General features: G+C 68.3%; 18 protein-coding genes. 11 read left to right on the top strand and 7 right to left on the bottom strand.

Annotated elements, in window-relative coordinates:
* Positions 1-12: 12 nt before the first annotated feature.
* Both otsB and kstR read right to left on the bottom strand, forming a co-directional pair.
* A complete protein-coding gene (gene otsB, locus ACFVJ3_RS19065) occupies positions 13-2,553 on the bottom strand; it encodes a trehalose-phosphatase (RefSeq protein WP_378453502.1) in 2,541 nt (846 codons plus the stop codon).
* 68 nt (positions 2,554-2,621) lie between these two features.
* Entirely contained in the window at positions 2,622-3,260 is a 639-nt protein-coding gene (kstR, locus tag ACFVJ3_RS19060; protein WP_005566090.1) for a cholesterol catabolism transcriptional regulator KstR, read from the bottom strand.
* A 94-nt stretch (positions 3,261-3,354) separates the two neighbouring features.
* Between kstR and ACFVJ3_RS19055 the strand changes: the two genes are divergently transcribed.
* The 6 genes from ACFVJ3_RS19055 (at position 3,355) to ACFVJ3_RS19030 (ending at position 10,390) form a co-directional block, all read left to right on the top strand.
* Positions 3,355-5,520 carry an acyl-CoA dehydrogenase gene (locus ACFVJ3_RS19055; protein ID WP_378453501.1) on the top strand — a complete coding sequence of 722 codons (2,166 nt, stop codon included), beginning with the start codon at positions 3,355-3,357 and terminating at the stop codon, positions 5,518-5,520.
* Positions 5,521-5,603: 83 nt separating this feature from the next.
* The gene (locus ACFVJ3_RS19050; RefSeq protein WP_378453500.1) at positions 5,604-6,644 is read left to right on the top strand and encodes an acyl-CoA dehydrogenase family protein; all 1,041 of its coding nucleotides are present in this window, start codon (positions 5,604-5,606) and stop codon (positions 6,642-6,644) included.
* Positions 6,629-7,780: an acyl-CoA dehydrogenase family protein gene (locus ACFVJ3_RS19045; protein ID WP_378453499.1), complete on the top strand. Its 1,152-nt coding sequence runs from the start codon at positions 6,629-6,631 to the stop codon at positions 7,778-7,780. Before ACFVJ3_RS19050 ends, ACFVJ3_RS19045 begins: the two co-directional genes overlap by 16 nt.
* 14 nt (positions 7,781-7,794) lie before the next feature.
* Complete coding sequence (locus tag ACFVJ3_RS19040) at positions 7,795-8,805, top strand: bifunctional MaoC family dehydratase N-terminal/OB-fold nucleic acid binding domain-containing protein (RefSeq protein WP_378453498.1); 1,011 nt, start codon at positions 7,795-7,797, stop codon at positions 8,803-8,805.
* Positions 8,802-9,224, top strand: a complete 423-nt coding sequence (locus ACFVJ3_RS19035) for a MaoC family dehydratase (RefSeq protein ID WP_378453497.1) — start codon at positions 8,802-8,804, stop codon at positions 9,222-9,224. The genes ACFVJ3_RS19040 and ACFVJ3_RS19035 overlap by 4 nt, the downstream gene beginning before the upstream one ends.
* Entirely contained in the window at positions 9,221-10,390 is a 1,170-nt protein-coding gene (locus tag ACFVJ3_RS19030; protein ID WP_378453496.1) for a lipid-transfer protein, read from the top strand. The genes ACFVJ3_RS19035 and ACFVJ3_RS19030 overlap by 4 nt, the downstream gene beginning before the upstream one ends.
* Here ACFVJ3_RS19030 and ACFVJ3_RS19025 read toward each other — a convergent pair.
* Together ACFVJ3_RS19025 and ACFVJ3_RS19020 are read right to left on the bottom strand one after the other, a co-directional pair.
* On the bottom strand, positions 10,362-11,471 hold the full coding sequence (locus ACFVJ3_RS19025; protein WP_378453495.1) for a flavin-containing monooxygenase: 1,110 nt from the start codon (positions 11,469-11,471) through the stop codon (positions 10,362-10,364). The genes ACFVJ3_RS19030 and ACFVJ3_RS19025 overlap by 29 nt on opposite strands.
* A gap of 109 nt (positions 11,472-11,580) precedes the next feature.
* Positions 11,581-13,221 (bottom strand): LuxR C-terminal-related transcriptional regulator, encoded by a 1,641-nt coding sequence (locus tag ACFVJ3_RS19020; RefSeq protein ID WP_378453494.1) that lies wholly within the window; start codon positions 13,219-13,221, stop codon positions 11,581-11,583.
* A gap of 147 nt (positions 13,222-13,368) precedes the next feature.
* Here ACFVJ3_RS19020 and ACFVJ3_RS19015 point away from each other — a divergent pair, with 147 nt between their 5' ends.
* Together ACFVJ3_RS19015 and ACFVJ3_RS19010 are read left to right on the top strand one after the other, a co-directional pair.
* Positions 13,369-14,325, top strand: a complete 957-nt coding sequence (locus ACFVJ3_RS19015) for an ATP-binding cassette domain-containing protein (RefSeq protein ID WP_378453493.1) — start codon at positions 13,369-13,371, stop codon at positions 14,323-14,325.
* Entirely contained in the window at positions 14,322-15,140 is an 819-nt protein-coding gene (locus tag ACFVJ3_RS19010; RefSeq protein WP_378453492.1) for an ABC transporter permease, read from the top strand. The genes ACFVJ3_RS19015 and ACFVJ3_RS19010 overlap by 4 nt, the downstream gene beginning before the upstream one ends.
* A 10-nt stretch (positions 15,141-15,150) precedes the next feature.
* Here ACFVJ3_RS19010 and ACFVJ3_RS19005 read toward each other — a convergent pair whose 3' ends face one another.
* Positions 15,151-15,579, bottom strand: a complete 429-nt coding sequence (locus ACFVJ3_RS19005) for an ester cyclase (RefSeq protein ID WP_378453491.1) — start codon at positions 15,577-15,579, stop codon at positions 15,151-15,153.
* A 30-nt stretch (positions 15,580-15,609) separates the two neighbouring features.
* Positions 15,610-16,191, bottom strand: a complete 582-nt coding sequence (locus ACFVJ3_RS19000) for an NTP transferase domain-containing protein (protein ID WP_378453490.1) — start codon at positions 16,189-16,191, stop codon at positions 15,610-15,612.
* A 114-nt stretch (positions 16,192-16,305) separates the two neighbouring features.
* Between ACFVJ3_RS19000 and ACFVJ3_RS18995 the strand changes: the two genes are divergently transcribed.
* Positions 16,306-17,307, top strand: coding sequence for an alpha/beta fold hydrolase (locus ACFVJ3_RS18995; protein ID WP_378453489.1), 1,002 nt, complete (start codon positions 16,306-16,308; stop codon positions 17,305-17,307).
* Here ACFVJ3_RS18995 and ACFVJ3_RS18990 read toward each other — a convergent pair.
* On the bottom strand, positions 17,304-18,203 hold the full coding sequence (locus ACFVJ3_RS18990; protein ID WP_378453488.1) for a LysR family transcriptional regulator: 900 nt from the start codon (positions 18,201-18,203) through the stop codon (positions 17,304-17,306). The genes ACFVJ3_RS18995 and ACFVJ3_RS18990 overlap by 4 nt on opposite strands.
* A gap of 154 nt (positions 18,204-18,357) precedes the next feature.
* Between ACFVJ3_RS18990 and ACFVJ3_RS18985 the strand changes: the two genes are divergently transcribed.
* The gene (locus ACFVJ3_RS18985) at positions 18,358-19,662 is read left to right on the top strand and encodes an NAD(P)/FAD-dependent oxidoreductase (protein ID WP_378453487.1); all 1,305 of its coding nucleotides are present in this window, start codon (positions 18,358-18,360) and stop codon (positions 19,660-19,662) included.
* A gap of 9 nt (positions 19,663-19,671) precedes the next feature.
* The gene (locus ACFVJ3_RS18980; protein ID WP_378453486.1) at positions 19,672-20,136 is read left to right on the top strand and encodes an NUDIX domain-containing protein; all 465 of its coding nucleotides are present in this window, start codon (positions 19,672-19,674) and stop codon (positions 20,134-20,136) included.
* Positions 20,137-20,143: the final 7 nt, after the last annotated feature.

The raw sequence follows: 20,143 nt of genomic DNA, 5'->3' as shown, positions 1-20,143 counted from the left end.
CCGGCCTCCCTCTCAGGCCAGGAGTTGAGCGCAACGGAGCAGTCCCAGGTGGCTGTACGCCTGGGGGTGGTTGCCCAGCGACCGCTCGGCGACGGGGTCGTACTCCTCGCTGAGCAGTCCGGTCGGCCCGGCGGCGTCGACCAGTTGCGCGAACAGTGCCTCCGCCTGTGACCGCTGCCCGATCAGCAGGTACGCCTCGACCAGCCACGCCGCGCAGAGGTGGAACCCGCCCTCGGTGCCGGGCAGTCCGTCGTCGTGGTGGTACCGGTACACTGTCGAGCCGCTGCGCAGTTCCGCCTCGGTCGCCGTGACGGTGGCCGCGAACTTCTCGTCCGACGGGTCGATCAGCCCGGACAGTCCGATGTACAGGGTGGCGGCGTCGAGGTCGGTGCCGTCGTAGGCGGCGGTGTACGAGCGGACCTCGTCTTTCCAGCCCTTCTCGCGCACCTCATCCGCGATCTTGTCGCGCAACGGCGTCCAGCCGGGCTCGATGTCGCGGCCGAAGCGCTCGGCCAGCGCTACCGCGCGGTCGATGGTGACCCACCCCATCACCTTGGAATACACGTGGTGACGCGGGTTGTCGCGGATTTCCCAGATGCCGTGGTCGGGTTCGAACCAGCGACGTTCGACGGCCTCGACCATGGCGCACACCAGTTCCCAGTCACGGTCGTTGAGCGCCACCGGGGCGCCCTGCTTCTCGCGGGCGTGGGACAGGTCGTGGATGAGTTCGACGATGGGTCCGAACACGTCGAGTTGGACCTGCTGGTTGGCCGCGTTGCCGATGCGGACCGGCCGTGAGCCCGCGTAGCCGGGCAGCGAGTCGATGACGGCCTCGGGCGGCAGACCGCCACCGTGCAGCGTGTAGAGGGGGTGCAGGCGTTCGGGGCCGGGCAGGGTCTCGAGGACGTCGTGCACCCAGTCGAGGTAGCCCTCGGCCTCGCTGAGGGAACCGAGGCTGACGAGCGCGGACGCGGTGAGCGCCGCGTCGCGCAGCCAGCAGTAGCGGTAGTCCCAGTTGCGGACGCCGCCGATCTCCTCGGGCAGCGAGGTGGTGGCGGCCGCCATGATCGCTCCGGAGTCGACGTGCACCAGACCGCGGAGGGTGAGCGCGGAGCGCTTCATCAGGTCGGGTTTGAGCGTGGGCAGGGTGAGGCTCTTCGCCCAGTCCGACCAGTACGATTCGGCCAGTGCTCGGCGCTCCTGCTCGGGCGTCTCCGAAGGTCCGAGTTCTTCGGTGCCGCATCGCAATTCCAGGATGACGTCGCCGCCGGACGGGTCGACGACGGCATGCGCGGTCTGCTGGTTGCCGTCGGACGTGACGTTCCACTGCACACCGGGGGAACGCAGGACGATCGGCTCGTTGGTGCCGTGCACCCGCAGTCCCTCGCTGACGGCCTCGAGGATGACCTGGCCCTGCCCGAACTCGGGCCGCGGTGCGAACGTCACGACGGCGGCGGCCTTGCCGCTGATCACCCGGGTCAGGTCGGTGCGGCCCAGACGGACGTCGTGCGGCAGGTAGTCGGTGACGGACAGGCTGGCCCACCGTGTCTGCACGGTCATGGTGCTGTCGATGTACCGCTGGCTCAGCGGCAGTGCGCTGCGGTGCGGGCCGACGCTGAAGTGGCCGGCTTCCGGTCCACCGAGCAGATGCGCGAACACGGACGCCGAGTCGGGTTCGGGATGACACAGCCAGGTGAGGGTCGCGTCGGGGGTGACGAGGGCGACGGTCCGCGGGCTGGCGAGCATGGTGAGGCGCTCGATGGGCGGCGCGTGTGCCCCGGACAGCCAGGTGCGGCGCTCCTCGAGCAGGAACGCGAGGGCCGCGGCCACGTCTTCGGTGCTCGACACCCGGAACTCGGCGAGGCTGTCGCCGGGGCCCACCTTCACGCCGAGGTCGGGGCCCTGGAGACGCGCGAACGCCTTCTCGTCGGTGACGTCGTCGCCGACGAAGACGGCTGCCGTCGCACCGTCCTGGTGGCGGATCAGGTCGAGGGCATGGCCCTTGTCGGTGGCGACGACGGCCAGTTCGATGACGGCCTTGCCCTCGGTGACCTGCACGCCCACGCGCTGCCCGGCGTCGGCGCGCACCGCGGCCAGGGCCAGGGCGCCTTCCTCGGCGTCGGCGTTGCGGACGTGGAGGGCGACGCTCGCCGGTTTCGCCTCCACCGACGTGCCGGCGTGCAGCTTGGCGATCCGGTTGAGTTCCTCGGTGATCTCACCGAGAAGTTTCTTGGCGTCGGCGTCGATCGCATGGATGAACCCGATGTCGAATTCCGAGCCGTGGCTGCCGACCAGTTGAACCTCGGCGGGCAGCCGCGACAGCGCGGCGAGGTCCTTGAGTGCGCGGCCCGAGATCACGGCCGCCGTCGTTCCCGCGAGGCTGGCCAGGGCGCGGAGAGCGCGCACCGATTCGGCGTGGGGGAACGCCTTCTCGGGGTCGGAGACGATGGGGGCCATCGTGCCGTCGTAATCGGAAGCGACGAGCAGGCGAGGGGTCCGCGCAACCCTCGAGAGGGCACGACGAAGTTCGATGGGCAGATCATGGGCGCTCACAGGTTCAAATCTAGGGGATGTGACGGCTGTGAGCGCGTTCTCGGCCGGGGCTGTGCCCCGATCGCGTCCTACTCGGGTCTGCGGCTTCCGTCACCGAGCAGCAGTTCGACGGTGAGTTCGAGCCGATTCGCGACATCGGTCGCGGACGAGCGGCGTGTGAGCCAGGCCACCAGATTCGACAGCCACACGTCGGAGATGACGCGGGCGACGGCCAACTGGTCTTCGGTCGGCTCGGTGTCCGTCATCGCGCGGGCGAACAGACGGTCCATCAGCTTGCCCACCTGATCGACCTCGGCGGCGGCGGACGCGTCGGCGAACATGAACGCGCGCGTCATGGCCTCGGTCAGCAGTGGGTCGCGCTGCATGGCCCGGGTGATCTGGCTGAGGATCAGTTGCATCCGCTCGAGCGGGTTCCGGCCCGGCGGGTTCTTGCCCCGCGAGTCGATCCGCTCGAACTCGCGGGCGAGCGCCGACACCAGTAGGTGCACCTTGGACGGGAAGTAGCGGTACAGAGTGCCCACGGCGACGTCGGCGCGTTCGGCGACGGCCCGCATCTGCACGGCTTCGTATCCGCCCTTGGAGGCCAGGGCCAGGGTCGCGTCGAGGATCCGCTTGCGCCGTTCCTTCTGCGCGTTGGAACTGAGATCGTCCTCGCCCAGCGTCGCCGCAGCGACCGTCGTGGACCGTGATCGAGAGCTGGTCGTCATTACCTGTTTTCCTTCGCGCCTTGACTCATGGCCAGGTGTCATATTAGAACACGTTCTAGACGAATGTGTCATTCAGGAGAGGCGGATACCCGTTGTGACAATCGCCACCACCGAGGAACAGAGGGCTGCAGCGGGTTCGATCCAGGCCTGGGCGCGGTCCACGGACCCGCTGGTCACAGTACGGCAAGGACCAGCAGATTCGTGGCGCACGACGTGGCCGTCCTTCGCGTCGCTCGGAATTTTTTCGGTCGCCGTGCCCGACGAGGTCGGTGGGTCGGGAGCGGAGATCGTCGATCTCGCCGCGATGCTCGAACAGGCCGCGACTGAACTCGTCCCGGGTCCTGTTCTCTCGACCGCTCTCGCGGCTCTGATCGTCGGGCGCAGCTCCGGTGCCGCCGCGAAACGGTGGTCCGAGGATCTCGCCGACGGCGCGATGCCGTGCGCGGTGGCTCTCGGCAGCAACTCCCCGGTGAACGCGACCCTCGGGGCCGACGGCGGGCTGACGGTCACCGGCGACGCGGGCTTCGCGATCGGCGGTGACGCGGGGGTGTCCGTGCTGCTGCCCGCCGACGCGGGCGACGGCGTCGTGTGGTGTCTGGTCGACGGCGCAGCCGACGGCCTGGACATCACGGTCGCCGACACGATCGACAAGAGCCGCCCGCTCGCGCGGGTGCGCTGCGTCGGCGTGGCGGTGGCGGCCGACCGGATGGTCACGGGGGTGCGGGACGGGCTCGTGCCCGACCTCGCGGCGACCCTCGCCGCAGCGGAGGCGTCCGGCATTGCAATCTGGTGTCTGCGAACGGCGGTGGAGTACGCCAAGATTCGCGAGCAGTTCGGCAAACCGATCGGATCGTTCCAGGCGATCAAGCACCTGTGTGCGGAGATGCTGTGCCGCGTCGAACAGTCCGGCGCGGCGGCGTGGGATGCGGCCGTGGCGGCGGAGGACGCGTGGCACGCGGACAGCGGCGAGCTGCCGATCGCGGCCGCCGTCGCGGCGTCGATCACGCTCGACGCCGCCGTCGAGACTGCCAAGGACTGCATCCAGGTGCTCGGCGGGATCGGCTTCACCTGGGAACACGACGCGCACTTCTACCTGCGCCGGGCGACGTCGCTGCGGCAGCTGCTCGGCGGCTCCGCCCGCTGGCGGGCGCGGGTCACGGAACTGACGCGGGCCGGTGCCCGCAGGAACCTGTCGATCGACCTGTCCGGGCTCGACGACGAACGGGGGCAGATCCGCGCCGAGATCGCCGAGCTGGTGGCGCGGCCGGAGTCGCAACGACGCGCGGCCCTCGCGGAATCGGGCTACCTGGCCCCGCACTGGCCCGCGCCCTACGGGCGGGGTGCGCGCGCCGCGGAGCAGATCCTGATCGAGGAGGAGCTGGCGGCCGCCGGGGTCGGCAGGCCCGACCTCGTGATCGGCTGGTGGGCCGTGCCGACCATCCTCGAGCACGGCAGCGCCGAGCAGATCGAGCGATTCGCCACCCCGACGCTGCGCGGCGAGATCATCTGGTGCCAGCTGTTCAGCGAACCCGGCGCCGGCTCCGACCTCGCGGCGCTGCGGACGTCCGCGGAGAAGGTGGACGGCGGGTGGAAGCTGAACGGTCAGAAGGTGTGGACGTCGAGGGCGCAGGAGGCGGACTGGGCGATCTGCCTTGCTCGCACCGATCGGGACGTGCCCAAGCACAAGGGCATCAGCTATTTCCTCGTCGACATGACGAGCCCCGGCATCACCATCTCGCCGCTGCGCGAGATCACCGGCGACGCCCTGTTCAACGAGGTGTACCTCGAGGACGTGTTCGTGCCCGACGACCTGGTGGTCGGGAACCTCGGGGACGGCTGGAAGCTGGCTCGCACCACGCTGGCCAACGAGCGGGTCGCGATGGGCGGAGGGTCCTCGCTCGGCGAGGCGATGGAGGAACTGCTCGCGCTCGCCGGGGACGGTGACCCGCTGACCGACGACAAGCTCGGTCACCTCATCGGCAACGCGCTCGTCGGCTCCCAGCTCGAACTGCGCACCACCCTCCGGCAACTGGACGGCCAGGACCCCGGACCCGAATCGAGCGTCCGCAAGCTCGTCGGTGTCCGGCAGCGGCAGGCGGTCGCGGAATTCGCGATGGAACTCGGCGGCCCGGACGGCTGGGTGGAGGGGCCGCTGGCGCGGGAGTTCCTCAACACGCGCTGCCTGTCCATCGCGGGCGGAACGACGCAGATCCTGCTGACGGTCGCGGCCGAGCGGATTCTCGGGCTGCCGCGGGGCTGAGCCGGGCGGCGATTGGTCTTTCGCGAGGTCCGGGATGGTGATACAACTAGAACACGTTCTAAATCGAAAGTGGGATTGTCAGCGTGGACTTCACTCGAGACGAAACCCAGGAGGCCGTGGCTCAGGTCGCGGCCGGACTGCTGGCCCGCGACCTCGACGGCGACGCCCTCTGGGCCGCGTTCGCCGACGCCGACCTGCTGACCCTCGCGCTGCCGGAACGTCTCGGCGGCGAAGGTCTCTCGGTCACCGACGTCGGTGCGCTGCTCACCGAAGTCGGGCGGAAGGCGGCGCAGGTCCCGGCCCTCGCAACGCTCGGATTCGGTGTGCTGCCCATCGTCGCGCTGGGCGACGACGCACAACAGGACGCACTGCTCACCGGTCTCGCCGACGGCCGCACGTTCACCGCGGCGCTCGCCGAACCCGGGGCGCAGTTCCCGGCACGGCCTTCGGTGACCGCGGTCGCGGACGGGGACGGCTACTCCGTCACCGGGCGCGTGCTCGCGGTTCTGTTCGCCGAGCGGGCACACCGGATCCTCGTGCCCACGGACACCGGGGTGGTGCTGGTGGACCCGGCCGCGGACGGCGTCACGCTCACGCCGACCCCCTCGGCATCGGGTAGCCCCGAATTCGCGATCACGTTCGACGGTGCGCGGGGCGAACTGCTCGCGGCCGGCGACGACGCGGTGCAGACGCTCTACCGCATCGCACTGGCGTCCATCGGGGCGGTCGCGGACGGACTGCTTTCGGGCGCAACGGCTCTGGCAGGCGAGCACCTCGCGACGCGCCACCAGTTCGGCAAGCCGCTCGCCACGTTCCAGGCCGTGTCGCAGCAGATCGCCGACGTCTACGTCACGTCCCGCACCCTCCATGTGTCGGCGCTCGCGGCGTCGTGGCGCGTGTCCGAAGGACTGGACGCCCAGGACGATCTGGACGTGATGGCGTACTGGATCGCCGCCGAAGTGCCTGCCGCCATGCAGGTTCTGCACCACCTACACGGCGGGATCGGCGTCGACGTCACGTATCCGCTGCACCGCTACTACTCGACCGCCAAAGACCTGGCCCGCCTCGTGGGCGGCGCCTCGTACCGACTCGACCTCGTGGGGGCCCGGTGTTCATCGATCTGACCGACGATCAGCGTGAGTTGCAATCGGAACTCCGGCGCTACTTCTCCGGGCTGATCTCGCCGGCCGAGGCCGAGGTGATGCGCACCGAGCGCCACGGCAGCACCTACCGTGAGGTCATCCGCCGGATGGGCAAGGACGGCTGGCTCGGTGTGGGCTGGCCGGTCGAGTTCGGTGGCCGCGGATTCGGTGAGATCGAACAGCAGATCTTCGTGAACGAGGCTGTGCGAGCCGATGTTCCGCTGCCCTCGGTGACGTTGCAGACGGTGGGTCCGACGCTGCAGAAGTACGGGACCGAGGAGCAGAAGCGCAAATTCCTGCCCGCGATCCTGGCCGGCGAGGTGCACTTCGCGATCGGCTACACCGAACCGGAAGCGGGCACCGACCTTGCGGCGCTGCGGACGACGGCCGTGCGGGTGGGCGACGAGTACGTGGTCAACGGGCAGAAGATCTTCACCACCGGCGGTCACGACGCCGATTACCTGTGGCTCGCCGTCCGCACGGGCTCGGCGGATTCGCGTCACCGTGGCATCTCCATCCTGATCATGGACACCAAGGACCCGGGCTACAGTTGGACGCCGATCATCACGTGCGACGGTGCGCATCACGTCAACGCCACCTACTACTCCGACGTCCGGGTTCCCGCAGACATGCTGGTCGGTGAGGAGAATCAGGGCTGGCGACTGATCACCACCCAGCTCAACCACGAACGCGTCATGCTCGGACCGGCAGGCCGGGTCGGAGGTCTCTACGACCGCATCCGCAGCTGGGCCGTCACACACGACCTGCTCGACGAGCCGGACGTGCGGCGCGCGCTCGGCGAGATCCACGCGACGTACCGCCTCAACGAACTACTCAACTGGCAGGTGGCGTCGAGTGAGGCGGACGCCATCGACATCGCCGACGCGTCCGCGACGAAAGTGTTCGCCACCGAACGTATTCAGCGCATCGGCAGGCTCGTCGAGGAGATCGTCGGACGCTACGGCGACCCCTCCGAGCCGGAGACCGCAGACCTCATGAGGTGGCTCGACATGCAGGTGAAGCGCAACCTCGTGATCACGTTCGGTGGCGGTGTCAACGAGGTGATGCGCGAGCTGATCGCGACAGCCGGTCTGAAACTTCCCCGAGTCCCGCGATAGGAGCGCCGCGCGAAATGAGTTCCGAACAGATCCTCGCTGCCGCGGAAGAGGTCCGGTCGGCGGGTCCGAGCGCTCCTCGCCCCGGGCGGGACCCGATCAACCTGCCGATGATCCGCAACTGGGTGGAGGCGATCGGCGACAGGAATCCTATCTACGTCGACGAGGCAGCGGCGCGGGCAGCGGGACACGACGGCATCGTGGCCCCGCCCGCGATGGCGCAGGTGTGGACGATGCAGGGCCTGAACGCCGTCCGGCAATCCGACGACCCGCTCGGGCGCATGACGACGATCCTCGACGAGGCCGGGTTCACGTCCGTCGTCGCCACCAACTGCGATCAGATCTACCACCGCTACCTGGGGGTCGGTGAGGAGGTCACCATCACCACGACCCTCGAGGACCTCGTGGGTCCGAAGAGGACGGGCCTCGGTGAGGGGTGGTTCTTCACCACCCGCAGCCTGTGGCGGGTCGCGAACGACGACGGCAGCGACGAGGTCGTGGCCGAGATGCTGTTCCGCATCCTCAAGTTCGCGCCCAAACCCGCTGAACCGGTGGCACAGTCGGCGAACGGTCAGGGCGCGTCCTTCGACGATCTGGACCCCACCAGGATGATGCGGCCCAGCGCCTCGCAGGACACCCAGTTCTTCTGGGACGGCGTGGCCGCGCACGAATTGCGGATCCAGAAGCGTGAGGACGGATCGCTGCAGCACCCGCCGGTGCCCGCGCTGTGGAAGGACAAGGCGGAGACGACGGACTACGTCGTCGCGTCGGGCCGCGGCACGGTGTTCAGTTACGTGGTCCACCACGCGCCGAAGGTCCCGGGACGCTCGCTGCCGTTCGTGGTGGCGCTGGTCGAACTGGAGGAAGGCGTCCGCATGCTCGGCGAACTGCGCGGCGTCGAGCCCGCGGAGGTGACGGTCGGGATGCCGGTGGAGGCGATCTACCTCGACTTCCCGGGCGACGAAGAGACGGGTGGCGCGCCGTGGACCCTGTACGCGTGGCAGCGCGGAGCGAAGGAGCAGTCATGACGTCCACTCTCGATGTCGTGGTGGGAACGACGCTTCCGGAATTGACCGTCACCGGCGACCCGACGTTCGTCGTCTCGGCCGCACTGGCGACGCGCGACTTCCAGGACGTCCACCACGACCGCGACCTGGCGCAGCAACGCGGGTCGAAGGACATCTTCGTCAACATCCTCACCGACACGGGTCTGGTGCAGCGGTTCGTCACCGACTGGGCGGGGCCGAACGCGGTGATCAAGTCGATCGCATTGCGCCTCGGCGTCCCCTGGTACGCCTACGACACCCTCACACTGAGCGGCACGGTGGCGTCGGTGGACGACGGCGTCGTCACGCTGGACGTCGTCGGGAAGAACGGTCTCGGCGACCACATCACGTCGAAGGTGACCCTCGTCCTGGACGGACGCACGAACGGAGCGGATGCATGAGCGGGCTGTCGGGCAAGGCTGTCATCGTCGGTATCGGCGCCACGGACTTCTCGAAGGACTCGGGCCGCAGCGAATTACGGCTGGCGGCCGAGGCGGTCACGGCGGCGCTCGAGGATGCGGGCCTGACCCCCGCGGACGTCGACGGCCTGACGTCCTTCACGATGGACACCAACACCGAAGCGGCCGTTGCCCGTTCGGTCGGTATTCCGGACCTGAAGTTCTTCAGTCGCATCCACTACGGCGGCGGCGCGGCGTGCGCGACCGTGCAGCAGGCGGCGATGGCCGTGGCCACCGGTGTCGCCGACGTGGTGGTGGCGTACCGGGCGTTCAACGAGCGGTCCGGAATGCGGTTCGGGCAGGTGAACTCCGGCCTGGTGCAGCAGGTGAACTCGTCGGGTACCGACAATGCGTTCTCCTACCCGCACGGCCTGTCGACGCCGGCGGCGTTCGTCGCGATGGTCGCCCAGCGGTACATGCACGAATATGGTGCTACAAGTGCTGATTTCGGGCGAATCGCGGTCACCGATCGTAAGCACGCCGCCACCAATCCGAACGCTTTCTTCTACGGCAAACCGATCACGCTCGACGACCACCAGAATTCCCGCTTCATCGCCGAACCCCTGCACCTGCTCGACTGCTGCCAGGAGTCCGACGGCGGCATCGCGATCGTGGTCACGTCACCGGAGCGGGCGAAGGATCTGAAGCAGAAACCGGCCGTGATCGCGGCGGCGGCCCAGGGGAGCGGCAGCGACCAGTACATCATGACCAGCTACTACCGTCCGGAGCTCGCGGGACTGCCCGAGATGGAGCTGGTCGGCAGGCAGCTGTGGGATCAATCCGGACTCGGACCGCAGGACATGGATCTGGCCGTCCTCTACGACCACTTCACCCCATACGTATTGATGCAGCTCGAAGAACTCGGCTTCTGTGGCCGCGGTGAGGCCAAGGACTTCGTCGCCGACGGCGCCATCGACCTCGACGGCAGTCTGCCGCTCAACACCCACGGAGGCCAGCTCGGCGAGGCGTACATCCACGGGATGAACGGGATCGCCGAGGGCGTGCGTCAGATCCGCGGCACGTCCGTGAACCAGGTCTCCGGTGTGCAGAACGTCCTCGTCACCGCGGGGACCGGTGTGCCTACGTCAGGGCTGGTGCTGACGGCCTGAGTCCGGCCCGTGCCTGTCTGCGCGCGATATGTTTCGCGACGTACCGGGCATCCCGGCCCACCCCGCCGGTGAGCATCGAGGCGAACGCCTGCAGGAACGGCAGACCGACGAAATACAGTCCGGGATGGTCCGGCGAGACTCCGCGGGACTGCTCGGGCCACCCGTCCGAACCGGTGACGGGGATCTGGATCCACGACGTGTCCTTGCGGAACCCGGTGCACCAGACGACGTTGCGGACGTCGAGTGCGGTGCCGTCGTCGAGGACCGGTCTGCCGTCGCGGACGCCGGTGACCTTCACGAGGAAGTGCTCCACGCCGGCGGCGGCCAGGTCGGCTCGTTTGACCCGCAGGAGTGGTCCGCCACCCGAGCGGACGTGGGTCCGCATCTTCCGCCCGACGGGTGTGCGTTCCGTCAGAACGTGATTGGCCATGAACCACATGATCGGGACCGCGATGTGGGCGAGGCGTCCCTCGATGTCGAACGGCACCTCACCGCGGACGGGCCCGCAGATCGTGGTGCGATGCGAGCGGGAGACCTCCAGCGCGATATCCGCGCCGGAGTGGCTGCACCCGACGACCAGTACAGGCCCGTCCTGTAGTTGGGAGGGATTGCGGTAGTCGCTCGAATGCAGTTGCCGGATTCGAGGGTCGAGGCGCTCGGCGAGATCCGGGATGACCGGGGACTGCCAGGTCCCGGAGGCGACGACGACGTTGTCGGCCTCGAATCGGTCGGTCCCCGCCGTGACGACGTAGCGGTCGCCGACACGGGACAGACCGTCGACGGTGGTGCCCGTCCGGATCGGCAGTGCGAATCGCTGCGCGTAGGCCTCGAAGTAGTCGGCGACCTCGTCCTTCCCTGGCCAGGACCAACCCCGGGCGGGAATTCCCCAGCCGGGCAGACCGTCGTACCGGGCGGGACTGTAGAGCCGGAGCGAGTCGAACCGCTCCCGCCACACGTCCCCGACGCGGTCGTGGGCGTCGAGGATCACGAATCGCTGCCCGCATCGGGAGAGGTGGTATCCGGTCGCGAGGCCGGCCTGTCCGGCACCGATCACGATCGTGTCTAAGCGTTCTGTGGACATAGTCTGTCTTCTTCCCTGGGGTGATCGGTGGTCATGCTCAACGCTATGACCGGGCCGATCGTGGCGCGTCGGGAGAATGGCGCAGATATGTACGACCGTATGGGTACTTTCATGTAGTCGGGCCGACGAGGCGATGCTCGTAGGCATAGGCCGTGGCCGCGGACCGCGACGAGATCCCCAGCTTGACGAAGATGTTGCTCAGGTGCCGCGCGACCGTCTTCTCGCTGAGGAACAGTTCCGTCGCCACCGCGCGGTTGCTCTTGCCCGCCGCCACGAGGCGGAGCACGCACACTTCACGCGGGGTGAGGGGAGTGCTGACCGTCGAGTCGGGGAGGAACTCTGCCCGCAGTCGCTCGAGGTCCGGGACCGCGCCCAGTTGCCGGTAGGTGGCGGACGCGAGGTCGTGCTCCATCTGCGCGGTGTCGTCGTCACCCAGGTCGCGGCACACCAGCGCGACCGACTCCCGGACCCGCGCGCACTCGTAGGGCGCGCCGATGTCCTGCCAGCGCCGCCACGCGTCGCGCAGAACGGTCAGCGCGTCGCTACCCCGTCCTTCGGCGTGCAGCACCGAACCCGACGCCTGCGCGGACAGTGCGCACAGGTAGGGGATGGCGAACCGTGTTGCGATCGAGTCGAGTTCGTCGGCGGCGATTCGGGCCGCCGGGACGTCGTCGGCGGCGAGCAGGATGTCCACGGAGGCGGGCAGCAACCGGGCGCGTTCCACGGCGCCGGTGGACTCGTCCACCGCACAGCGGATCGAGGCGACCGCGCTGCCGACCCGCCCCTGCGCCATCCGCAGCAGCGCGAGTCCGGGCTGCGGTCGCCTGCCCCAGCGGTTCGCATCCAGAAACAGTTTCTCGGCCTGGGCGACCTCGCCGCGCAGGCGATGGAGGTCGGCCATCACGTAGGCGGCGGACCCGGCCGCGGCATGCGAGGCGAGCCGCTCGTGCGCCCGCCGCGCCGAGTCCATCGCCGTGGGCCAATCGCCCTGCAGTTGCAGGATCTCGGCGCGGTGGACGAGGCACTGACCGCGGTAGGGGACGAGGTCGGGTTGCGAAGAGCACCACTCCTCCAGCGCCACAGTCCATTCCCTGGACCGGCGGAGATCGCAGATGTTCTGGCACTGCTCGATCACGGCGCAGTACACGATTCCCGCCACCACCGGAGACACCTCGTCGGACGTCACCCCGACCATCGCCTCGTCGAACGCGGACACTGCCTCGGCGACGTCCCCCAGGAGGACGAGCGAATGGCCGGTGCCCAGCACCCCGAGCGTCGTCAGATCCGGGTCGGCGAACCGGGCGCCCGTCTCCGTCACCGTGCGGAAGATGTCCCGGGCGGCGGTGCCGTCACCGTCGTCGATCCGTTGCAGTCCCTGCGGCACCAGCAGGTAGCCACGCTCGGCGCAGTCCACGCCCGCGGTGTCCAGTAGTCGCTGGGCCCTGCTCAGCCAGCCGCCGCCACGCGCCTGCTCACCCCGCATGATCAGGACGAACGAGAGCCAGAACGCGCACCGGGCGGAGCGCACCGGTCGACCCGCGCGGGCCCACTCGTGCACCGCCCGTTCCCACCATTCGGTGCTGGCGTCGTCCTCACCGAGCAGGTAGGCGGCGGTGGCGACCAGTTCGAGGTCGTCACCGGACAGCGGGTTCTGCCGGTCGGCGCCCGACAGTCGTGCGTAGGTGTCGCGCCAGTCTCGTCGATCGAAGGCCGCACGGCCCGTCCGGAGTTCCGGCGCCGCGTCGGACATCACTGTCTCCTGCCGAAGATCTGCGCTGACCTGCTCGGATTTCAGACTACCGCCGCACCGGGCCTGCCGGGAACGTCGAATAATCCGTGCACCCTGTCGGTGCCTCGAGTCACACTGGGTCCACACGCCAACGGATGGGAACTTCTGATGGTCGATGCGATAACGGCAGTGGGTCTGGTCAAGAAGTACGGCAAGGTCACGGCACTGGACGGGGTCGACCTCGCGGTCCCCTCGGGAACGGTGATGGCGCTGCTCGGACCGAACGGTGCCGGCAAGACGACGGCGGTGCGGGTCTTCACCACCCTTCTCGTCCCCGATGCCGGCCGGGCGGAGGTGGCCGGTCTCGACGTCGTCCACGATGCGCGCGTGCTCCGATCCAGGATCGGAGCCTCGGGACAGTACGCGGCCGTCGACGAGTACCTCACCGGTTTCGAGAACCTCGAGATGGTCGGGCGGCTCTACCACCTCGGGTCCAAGCGGAGTAAGGCACGCGCCCGTGAGCTGCTCGAACAGTTCGACCTGGTCGAGGCGGGAGATCGTCCCGTCAAGGGCTACTCGGGTGGCATGCGCCGGCGTCTCGACCTCGCGGGAGCGCTCGTGGCCGAGCCGGAAGTGTTGTTCCTCGACGAACCGACCACCGGGCTCGACCCCCGTGCCCGGCTGGCTCTGTGGGATGTCATCGACAATCTGGTCGCCAGGGGCACCACGCTTCTCCTGACCACGCAGTACATGGAAGAGGCCGAGCGGCTCGCCGACCAGATCGCGGTGATCGACCACGGATCGGTCATCGCCCGCGGAACCGCCGACGAATTGAAGGACCGCGTGGGCGGTGAGCGCATCGAGCTGAGCGTCCGGGAGGGCATCGAGCTCTCGGTCGTGCGCGACGAACTGGCCCCGCTCGCCGCAGGCGACATCCTGGTGGAAGAGAACGTCCGCCGGGTGACGGTGCCGGTGACCGGCGGTGCGGACGCCCTCGTCGAAGCCTTGGGCCGACTCTCCAATCGAGGAGTGAAGGTGTTCGACGTCGGTCTGCGCAGACCGACCCTCGACGACGTCTTCCTCACCCTGACCGGACACGAAGCCGAAGAGGAGCACGTCTCATGAGCGCCCCACAGACGGCGTCCGTGCACACCGCGCTCGCGGACGGGCTCACGATCGCCAAGCGCAACATGATCAAGATCAAGCGCGTCCCCGACCTCATCGTGTTCACCACATTGTCGCCGATCATGTTCGTGCTGCTGTTCGCGTACGTGTTCGGTAGCGCCATCCAGGTTCCCGGGATGTCCTACCGCGAGTTCCTGATCGCCGGGATCTTCACGCAGACAGTCATCTTCGGGGCCACGTGGACGGGCCTCGGGATGGTCGAGGATCTGCAGAAGGGGATCATCGACCGGTTCCGGTCGCTGCCGATGGCCCCGTCCGCCGTCCTCCTCGGCCGCACCTCCACTGACGTCCTGATCAACATCGTCAGCCTCGTCGTGATGTCGCTGACCGGCCTGATCATCGGGTGGCGGATCCACTCGAGCCTCGGCGAAGCGGTGCTCGGCTACCTGCTCCTGCTGTTGTTCGCCTACGCGCTGTCGTGGGTGATGGCGGTGGTCGGCCTCTGGATCCGGACGCCGGAGGTGTTCAACAACGCCAGCTTCATCGTCATCTTCCCGCTGTCCTTCATCGCGAACACGTTCGTCGAGACCACGAACCTGCCCGGTCCGCTGAAGGTGATCGCGGAATGGAATCCGGTGTCCGCGGTGACGCAGGCCGTGCGGGAACTGTTCGGAAACACCAACCCGGCCATGACCGTTCCCGACGCGTGGCCGTTGCAGCACCCGGTCATCGCCTCACTGGCATGGTCGGCGGTGCTGCTGGTGATCTTCGTGCCGTTCGCGATCCGGCGGTACAAAAAGGCCGTCAGCCGCTGAAGGGTGGCGGTCACCGCGCCGCGGCGGGGATCACCCCCAGCTGCTGGAGCATGGCGAGGACGTCCTTGTCCGACCACTTCTCCGCGATCCGACCGTTTTCGATGCGGTGGATGACGGTGGCGGTCATTTCCATGTGGTTCCCCGTCGCGGGAATGCCGGGGAGATCACCCGTGTGAGTTCCGGCGCACAGTAGCCGGGTAACGACTTTGTCGCCCTCGGCCACCTGATCCTCGATCAGGTGCGTCCCCGGTGTGGCCTCCCAGAACAACCGGAACGCCTGTTTCAGTCCCTCACGCCCCGGCGCTTCGAGGCCGGGAAACGGCGGCGGTGAGTGGTCGAGGTAATTCTCGTCGACGAGTTCGTCCAGAGCGTCGATGTTGCCTGCGTCGATCTCGGTGTAGAAACGCCGGATCAATTCCTTGTTCGTTTCCAGTGACATGACTCCATTGTCTGCCGTTCGTCCAAAGGTTTAGCGGAGTTCGCGCGGCGAATCGACGTCGCGCCCCGAGCCCAGGTCGGAGCAGTCGACGGGCTCGGCGCCGTGTTCCCCGAGGTACTTGCGTGCCCCGGAGTCTCCGGTGAGGCTGCGCCGCAACGGGAGCCAGTGGTCCCGGCCGATCAGCACGGGGTGGCCCGGACGTCCGGCGTAGTGGGCCTGGCGGAGCGTCGAGCGGGCGTCGCCGGGCGGCACCGTCGCCACCCGTCGGACGGCGTCGACGCCGAGGTCGGGGAGATCGACGAGGGTGATGACGACGGCATCGACGTCGTCGAACGTCGCCGCGGCCTCCAGCCCCCGGCGCAGGGAGGCAGACAGCCCCGACTGCCAGTCCTCCGCGATCCCGACGGTGACGGGGACACTGGCGGGCAGTAGGCCCTCGGCCTCGTCGGCGCGGGCACCGAGCACCACGACGGTCGGCTCGCATCCCGCGTCCGCCAGCACTCGCACGCCGCGCGCAAGCCACGGCTCTCCGTCCGCGCCGACGACGAGTGCCTTGGGCATGCCCATGCGCGAACCGGCCCCGGCGGCGAGCAGCACGCCCCCGATCCTCATCGTGGTCTCACCGGTCCGCATCGCATGCGTTCAACTTACTTTTGCCGGGCCGAGTGCGCGTCGACGTCGCGAATTCCTCCACGCGAGCTCGGCGTCACGCACCCGTGTCGCGACGTGCGCCGTAGACTGGCCGGTGGCCTCGACACGCCAACGGCCGGAACGGACGGACACAAGGTGGATCCGAACAGAGTCGGCGAACCTCCCCAGCAGGAGTTCGCGCAGCAGTGGGGCGGCTCCGGCAGCGTCGTCGACATCGACGGTCCTGTCCACTGGGTCGAATACGGTGACGACACCGGATCTACTCCCGTGGTCATGGTTCACGGCCTCGGCGGCTCGCATCTCAACTGGGTCCGGATCGCACCGGTCCTCGCGGAGCGCACCCGGGTGCTGACCGTGGATCTCCCCGGATTCGGGCTCAGTCCGTCCGGCCGCCGCCGGACGGGGGTCGGCGCCAACGCGAAGGTACTGCATCGCTTCCTTCGTGACGTCGTCGGCGGTCCCGTGATCTTGATGGGCAATTCGATGGGCGGCATGATCTCGTTGTTCGAGGCGGCGGCGCACCCCGAGACGGTCTCGGCTCTGGTTCTCGTCGATCCCGCACTGCCTGTCGCGCAACGGATCCCGGACCCGCGGATCGCCGCGCAGTTCGCGATGTACTTCACGCCGTTCGTGGGGGAACGGTTCTTGCAGTACTCGAGCAGGAAGTTGACGGACCGGCAGTTGGTCGAGCGGATGATCGACCTGTGTTTCGCCGAGCCGGGCCGGGCGTCGGAAGATTCCCTCGACGCCGCAGCGGCTCTCGCGGGATACCGGCGCGGGCTGCCGTCCGAGGATGCGGCGTTCCTTCAGGCCAGCCGGTCACTGATGCGGGTCCTGGCCCGCCCGCGTCGATATCTCGACACCATGCAGTCGATCGGACAACCAGTGCTCCTGCTCCACGGCGACCGCGACCGACTGGTTCCGGTCGCGGCGGCCCGCAAGGTGGCGAGGGCAAACCCGCGGTGGGACAGCGTGATTCTCGGGAACGTGGGGCACACCCCGCAGCTCGAGGTTCCCGACACGATGCTCGACCACGTGCTCACGTGGGTCGATCGGCACGGACTGATCGACGCCTAAGTGTCGGCGGATCCGCGGGACCCGGCGATCGACTGCGCGAGCGCGCGGAACAGGTGGGTGAGTTCGGGTCTCGTCGCCGTTCCGCTCCGGACGACCCCGCACACCGGGATGCGCAGTCGGTCGTGCGCCTCACGCAGGAAGCTCAGCCCGCGGCGGGGTGTCGCGTCGGCGGTGTCGGCGTACAGCACCGTCCACGACCGCGGAGTCGTGAGGACGTCGAGGGTGGCCGTGTGGTCGCTGGGGATCGACGGTCCGAGCATGACGCGCTGCCCGACCTGCCGGAACGCGTCCTCGACCACGGTGTGGATCAGGATCTGACTGCTGCGTGGCGGCAGTAGCAGGGGGTACGGCGCCAGTTCGCTCAGGTCGACGGTCGAGACCCCCGCCAGTGGGTGTTTGCTCGACGTCACGATCACCAGGTCCTCGAGCCCGAATTCCACGGTTTCGAGCCCCGGCCGATCGACGCCGCCGCGAATGAGTGCGAGATCGGCGTCCCCCGACGCGACGGCGGTCATCCGGTCGGTGAAGTCCTTGATGACGAACTCGATGTCGAGTTGTGGGAAGTCTTCGCGGACAGCCGATATCGCCTCGAGGCTCTGCGTCGCGAAGCTCATGCTCGCGCTGATGCGGAGCCGGTTGCGGGGATCGAGTCCCACCGACAGCGCGCGGGCCTCGAGTCCCATCATCTCGGCCGCGATGGGCATCAGCCGTTCGCCGGCCGCGGTCAGCCGGGTGGCACGAGTCGACCGTTCCAGGAGGGTGGTGCCCAACTCGTGTTCGAGCTTGGCGATCTGGTGGCTGATCGCCGACTGGGAGATGAAGCAGCGTTGCGCCGCGCGCGAGAAACTGCCCTCCTCGCCGACCGCGAGGAAGTAGCGAAGCTGTCGGAACTCCATGACCTGAGGTTACGTCCTTCGGTGACGACTTATGAGCAATCGAGATAACACAATTTCGATTTCCCCAGCTTACTGGCAATCAACAACGGGCGATCCCTAATGTGGAGCTCATACGCGGCGCTAAGTAGACGCCAGAAGCAGTAGGAGGTTTTCGGTGGATCGCACACAGGTCGTCATCGTGGGATCGGGATTCGGCGCACTCGCGGCGGCGAAGAAGCTCGGCAAGGCAGGCACGCCGTTCGTGCTGATTTCCGAGACCACCGAGCATCTGTTCCAGCCCCTCCTGTACCAGGTCGCCACCGGTGTCATCTCGCCCGGCGAGATCGCCCCGTCCATCCGCGCGATCCTCGCGAAGTACCCCAGCGGTGACGTCCGGCTCGGCCGCGTCGTCGACGTCGACCCGGACAAGAAAGTGGTCGTCTACGAGGCAGGCGGGGTAAGCCACACGATCGGTTACGACAGCCTGATCGCCGCGACGGGCGCCCGGCAGGCCTACTTCGGTCACGACGAGTTCGCCGAGGTCACGTACGCGCTCAAGACCGTCGCCGACGCCGACCGGCTGCGCCGTCAGATCGTCCGCTGCTTCGAGGAGGCACACACCACCTCCGACCCGGAGCGTCGCCGCGACCTGCTGCACTTCATCGTGATCGGCGCCGGTCCGACCGGTGTCGAACTGGCAGGTCAGATCAAGGAACTGGCGGGCCGCTACTTCGAGAAGTCGCTCCGCGACATCACGTCCGAAGACGTCACCGTCACCCTCGTCGAGGGTGCGGGGGAGACGCTGCCCGTGTTCGGCGGCAAGCTCAGCAAGTACACCCAGGACTCGCTCGAACGGGCCGGCGTCGAGGTGGTGCTGGGCACGATGGTGACCGATATCGACGAACACGGCGCCACCCTGTCGTCGCCGAGCACCGGTTTCGAGAAGCGCCTCACGGCGGACACGATCATCTGGTCGGCAGGCATCCAGGCCAACGACTTCGCTGCGGTGCTCGCGGAACGGACCGGCTGCGAGACCGGCCGTGGCGGCCGCCTGCTGGTCGACGAGGACCTCACGGTGGGTCGCTACGACGACGTCTACGCGATCGGCGACATGGCGTCGCTGAACAACCTGCCCGCCCAGTCGCCGTTCGCGATGCAGGGTGGACGGCACGTCGCGGCCATCATCACCGGGAAACGCGCCCTCGGAACGCCGTTCGCGTACCGCGACAAGGGCAGCATGGCGATCATCAACCGGTTCCGTGCGATCACCCGCGTCGGCAAGATCGAGCTGACCGGTGTGCTCGCCTGGTTCCTGTGGCTCGCCGTGCACCTCGTCTACCTGGTCGGATTCCGCAACCGGTACGTCGCGGTGATGTCGTGGTTCGGTTCGTTCCTCGGACACCGGCGTCCGCACTTCCACTACGCCCAGGAAATCGAACCTGCCGAGCTGCGCGAGCAGCGGGAGGACGCCGCAGCCTAGCCTGGGTCCATGACCGTCACCAGCGCTGGAGTACTCCTGTATCGCACCGACGATGCGGGAGTGCTCCAGTTGTGGATCGTGCACATGGGCGGCCCATTCTGGGCGCGCAAGGACGAGGCTGCGTGGTCGATCCCCAAGGGCGAATACGTCGAGGGCGAAGACCCCTACGCGGCCGCACTGCGCGAGTTCGAGGAAGAGATCGGCGCGCCGCCGCCGGCCGTCGAGTACGAGTTGCTCGGAGAATTCCGGCAGCCCTCACACAAAGTGATCACGGTCTACGTGGCGGAGGTGAGCGAGGACGTCACCTTCGTCGAAAGCAACACGTTCGAGCTGGAATGGCCACCGCGGTCGGGGAGGCTTCAGCAGTTCCCCGAGGTCGACGACGCCCGCTGGTTCCCGGCGAGCGAGGCGGAGACGAAGCTGGTCAAGGGGCAGCGTCCGATCGTCGACGCCCTGCGGCGTCGCCGCCCGTGAGTACTTA

The sequence above is a fragment of the Rhodococcus sp. NPDC127593 genome, from assembly GCF_042671975.1.
Classification (GTDB): domain Bacteria; phylum Actinomycetota; class Actinomycetes; order Mycobacteriales; family Mycobacteriaceae; genus Rhodococcus_F.
Note: the sequence above shows the minus strand (reverse complement) of the source record. Positions and strands in the feature narration are given on the sequence as shown.

Coding starts and splice junctions, on each gene's coding strand:
- kstR (WP_005566090.1), bottom strand. CDS start 3,260: ATGACGACCAGCTCTCGATCACGGTCCACGACGGTCGCTGCGGCGACG.
- ACFVJ3_RS18980 (WP_378453486.1), top strand. CDS start 19,672: ATGACCGTCACCAGCGCTGGAGTACTCCTGTATCGCACCGACGATGCG.
- ACFVJ3_RS19005 (WP_378453491.1), bottom strand. CDS start 15,579: ATGTCACTGGAAACGAACAAGGAATTGATCCGGCGTTTCTACACCGAG.
- ACFVJ3_RS19000 (WP_378453490.1), bottom strand. CDS start 16,191: ATGAGGATCGGGGGCGTGCTGCTCGCCGCCGGGGCCGGTTCGCGCATG.
- ACFVJ3_RS19010 (WP_378453492.1), top strand. CDS start 14,322: ATGAGCGCCCCACAGACGGCGTCCGTGCACACCGCGCTCGCGGACGGG.
- ACFVJ3_RS19025 (WP_378453495.1), bottom strand. CDS start 11,471: ATGTCCACAGAACGCTTAGACACGATCGTGATCGGTGCCGGACAGGCC.
- ACFVJ3_RS19030 (WP_378453496.1), top strand. CDS start 9,221: ATGAGCGGGCTGTCGGGCAAGGCTGTCATCGTCGGTATCGGCGCCACG.
- ACFVJ3_RS19015 (WP_378453493.1), top strand. CDS start 13,369: ATGGTCGATGCGATAACGGCAGTGGGTCTGGTCAAGAAGTACGGCAAG.
- ACFVJ3_RS19040 (WP_378453498.1), top strand. CDS start 7,795: ATGAGTTCCGAACAGATCCTCGCTGCCGCGGAAGAGGTCCGGTCGGCG.
- ACFVJ3_RS18990 (WP_378453488.1), bottom strand. CDS start 18,203: ATGGAGTTCCGACAGCTTCGCTACTTCCTCGCGGTCGGCGAGGAGGGC.
- ACFVJ3_RS19035 (WP_378453497.1), top strand. CDS start 8,802: ATGACGTCCACTCTCGATGTCGTGGTGGGAACGACGCTTCCGGAATTG.
- ACFVJ3_RS19020 (WP_378453494.1), bottom strand. CDS start 13,221: ATGTCCGACGCGGCGCCGGAACTCCGGACGGGCCGTGCGGCCTTCGAT.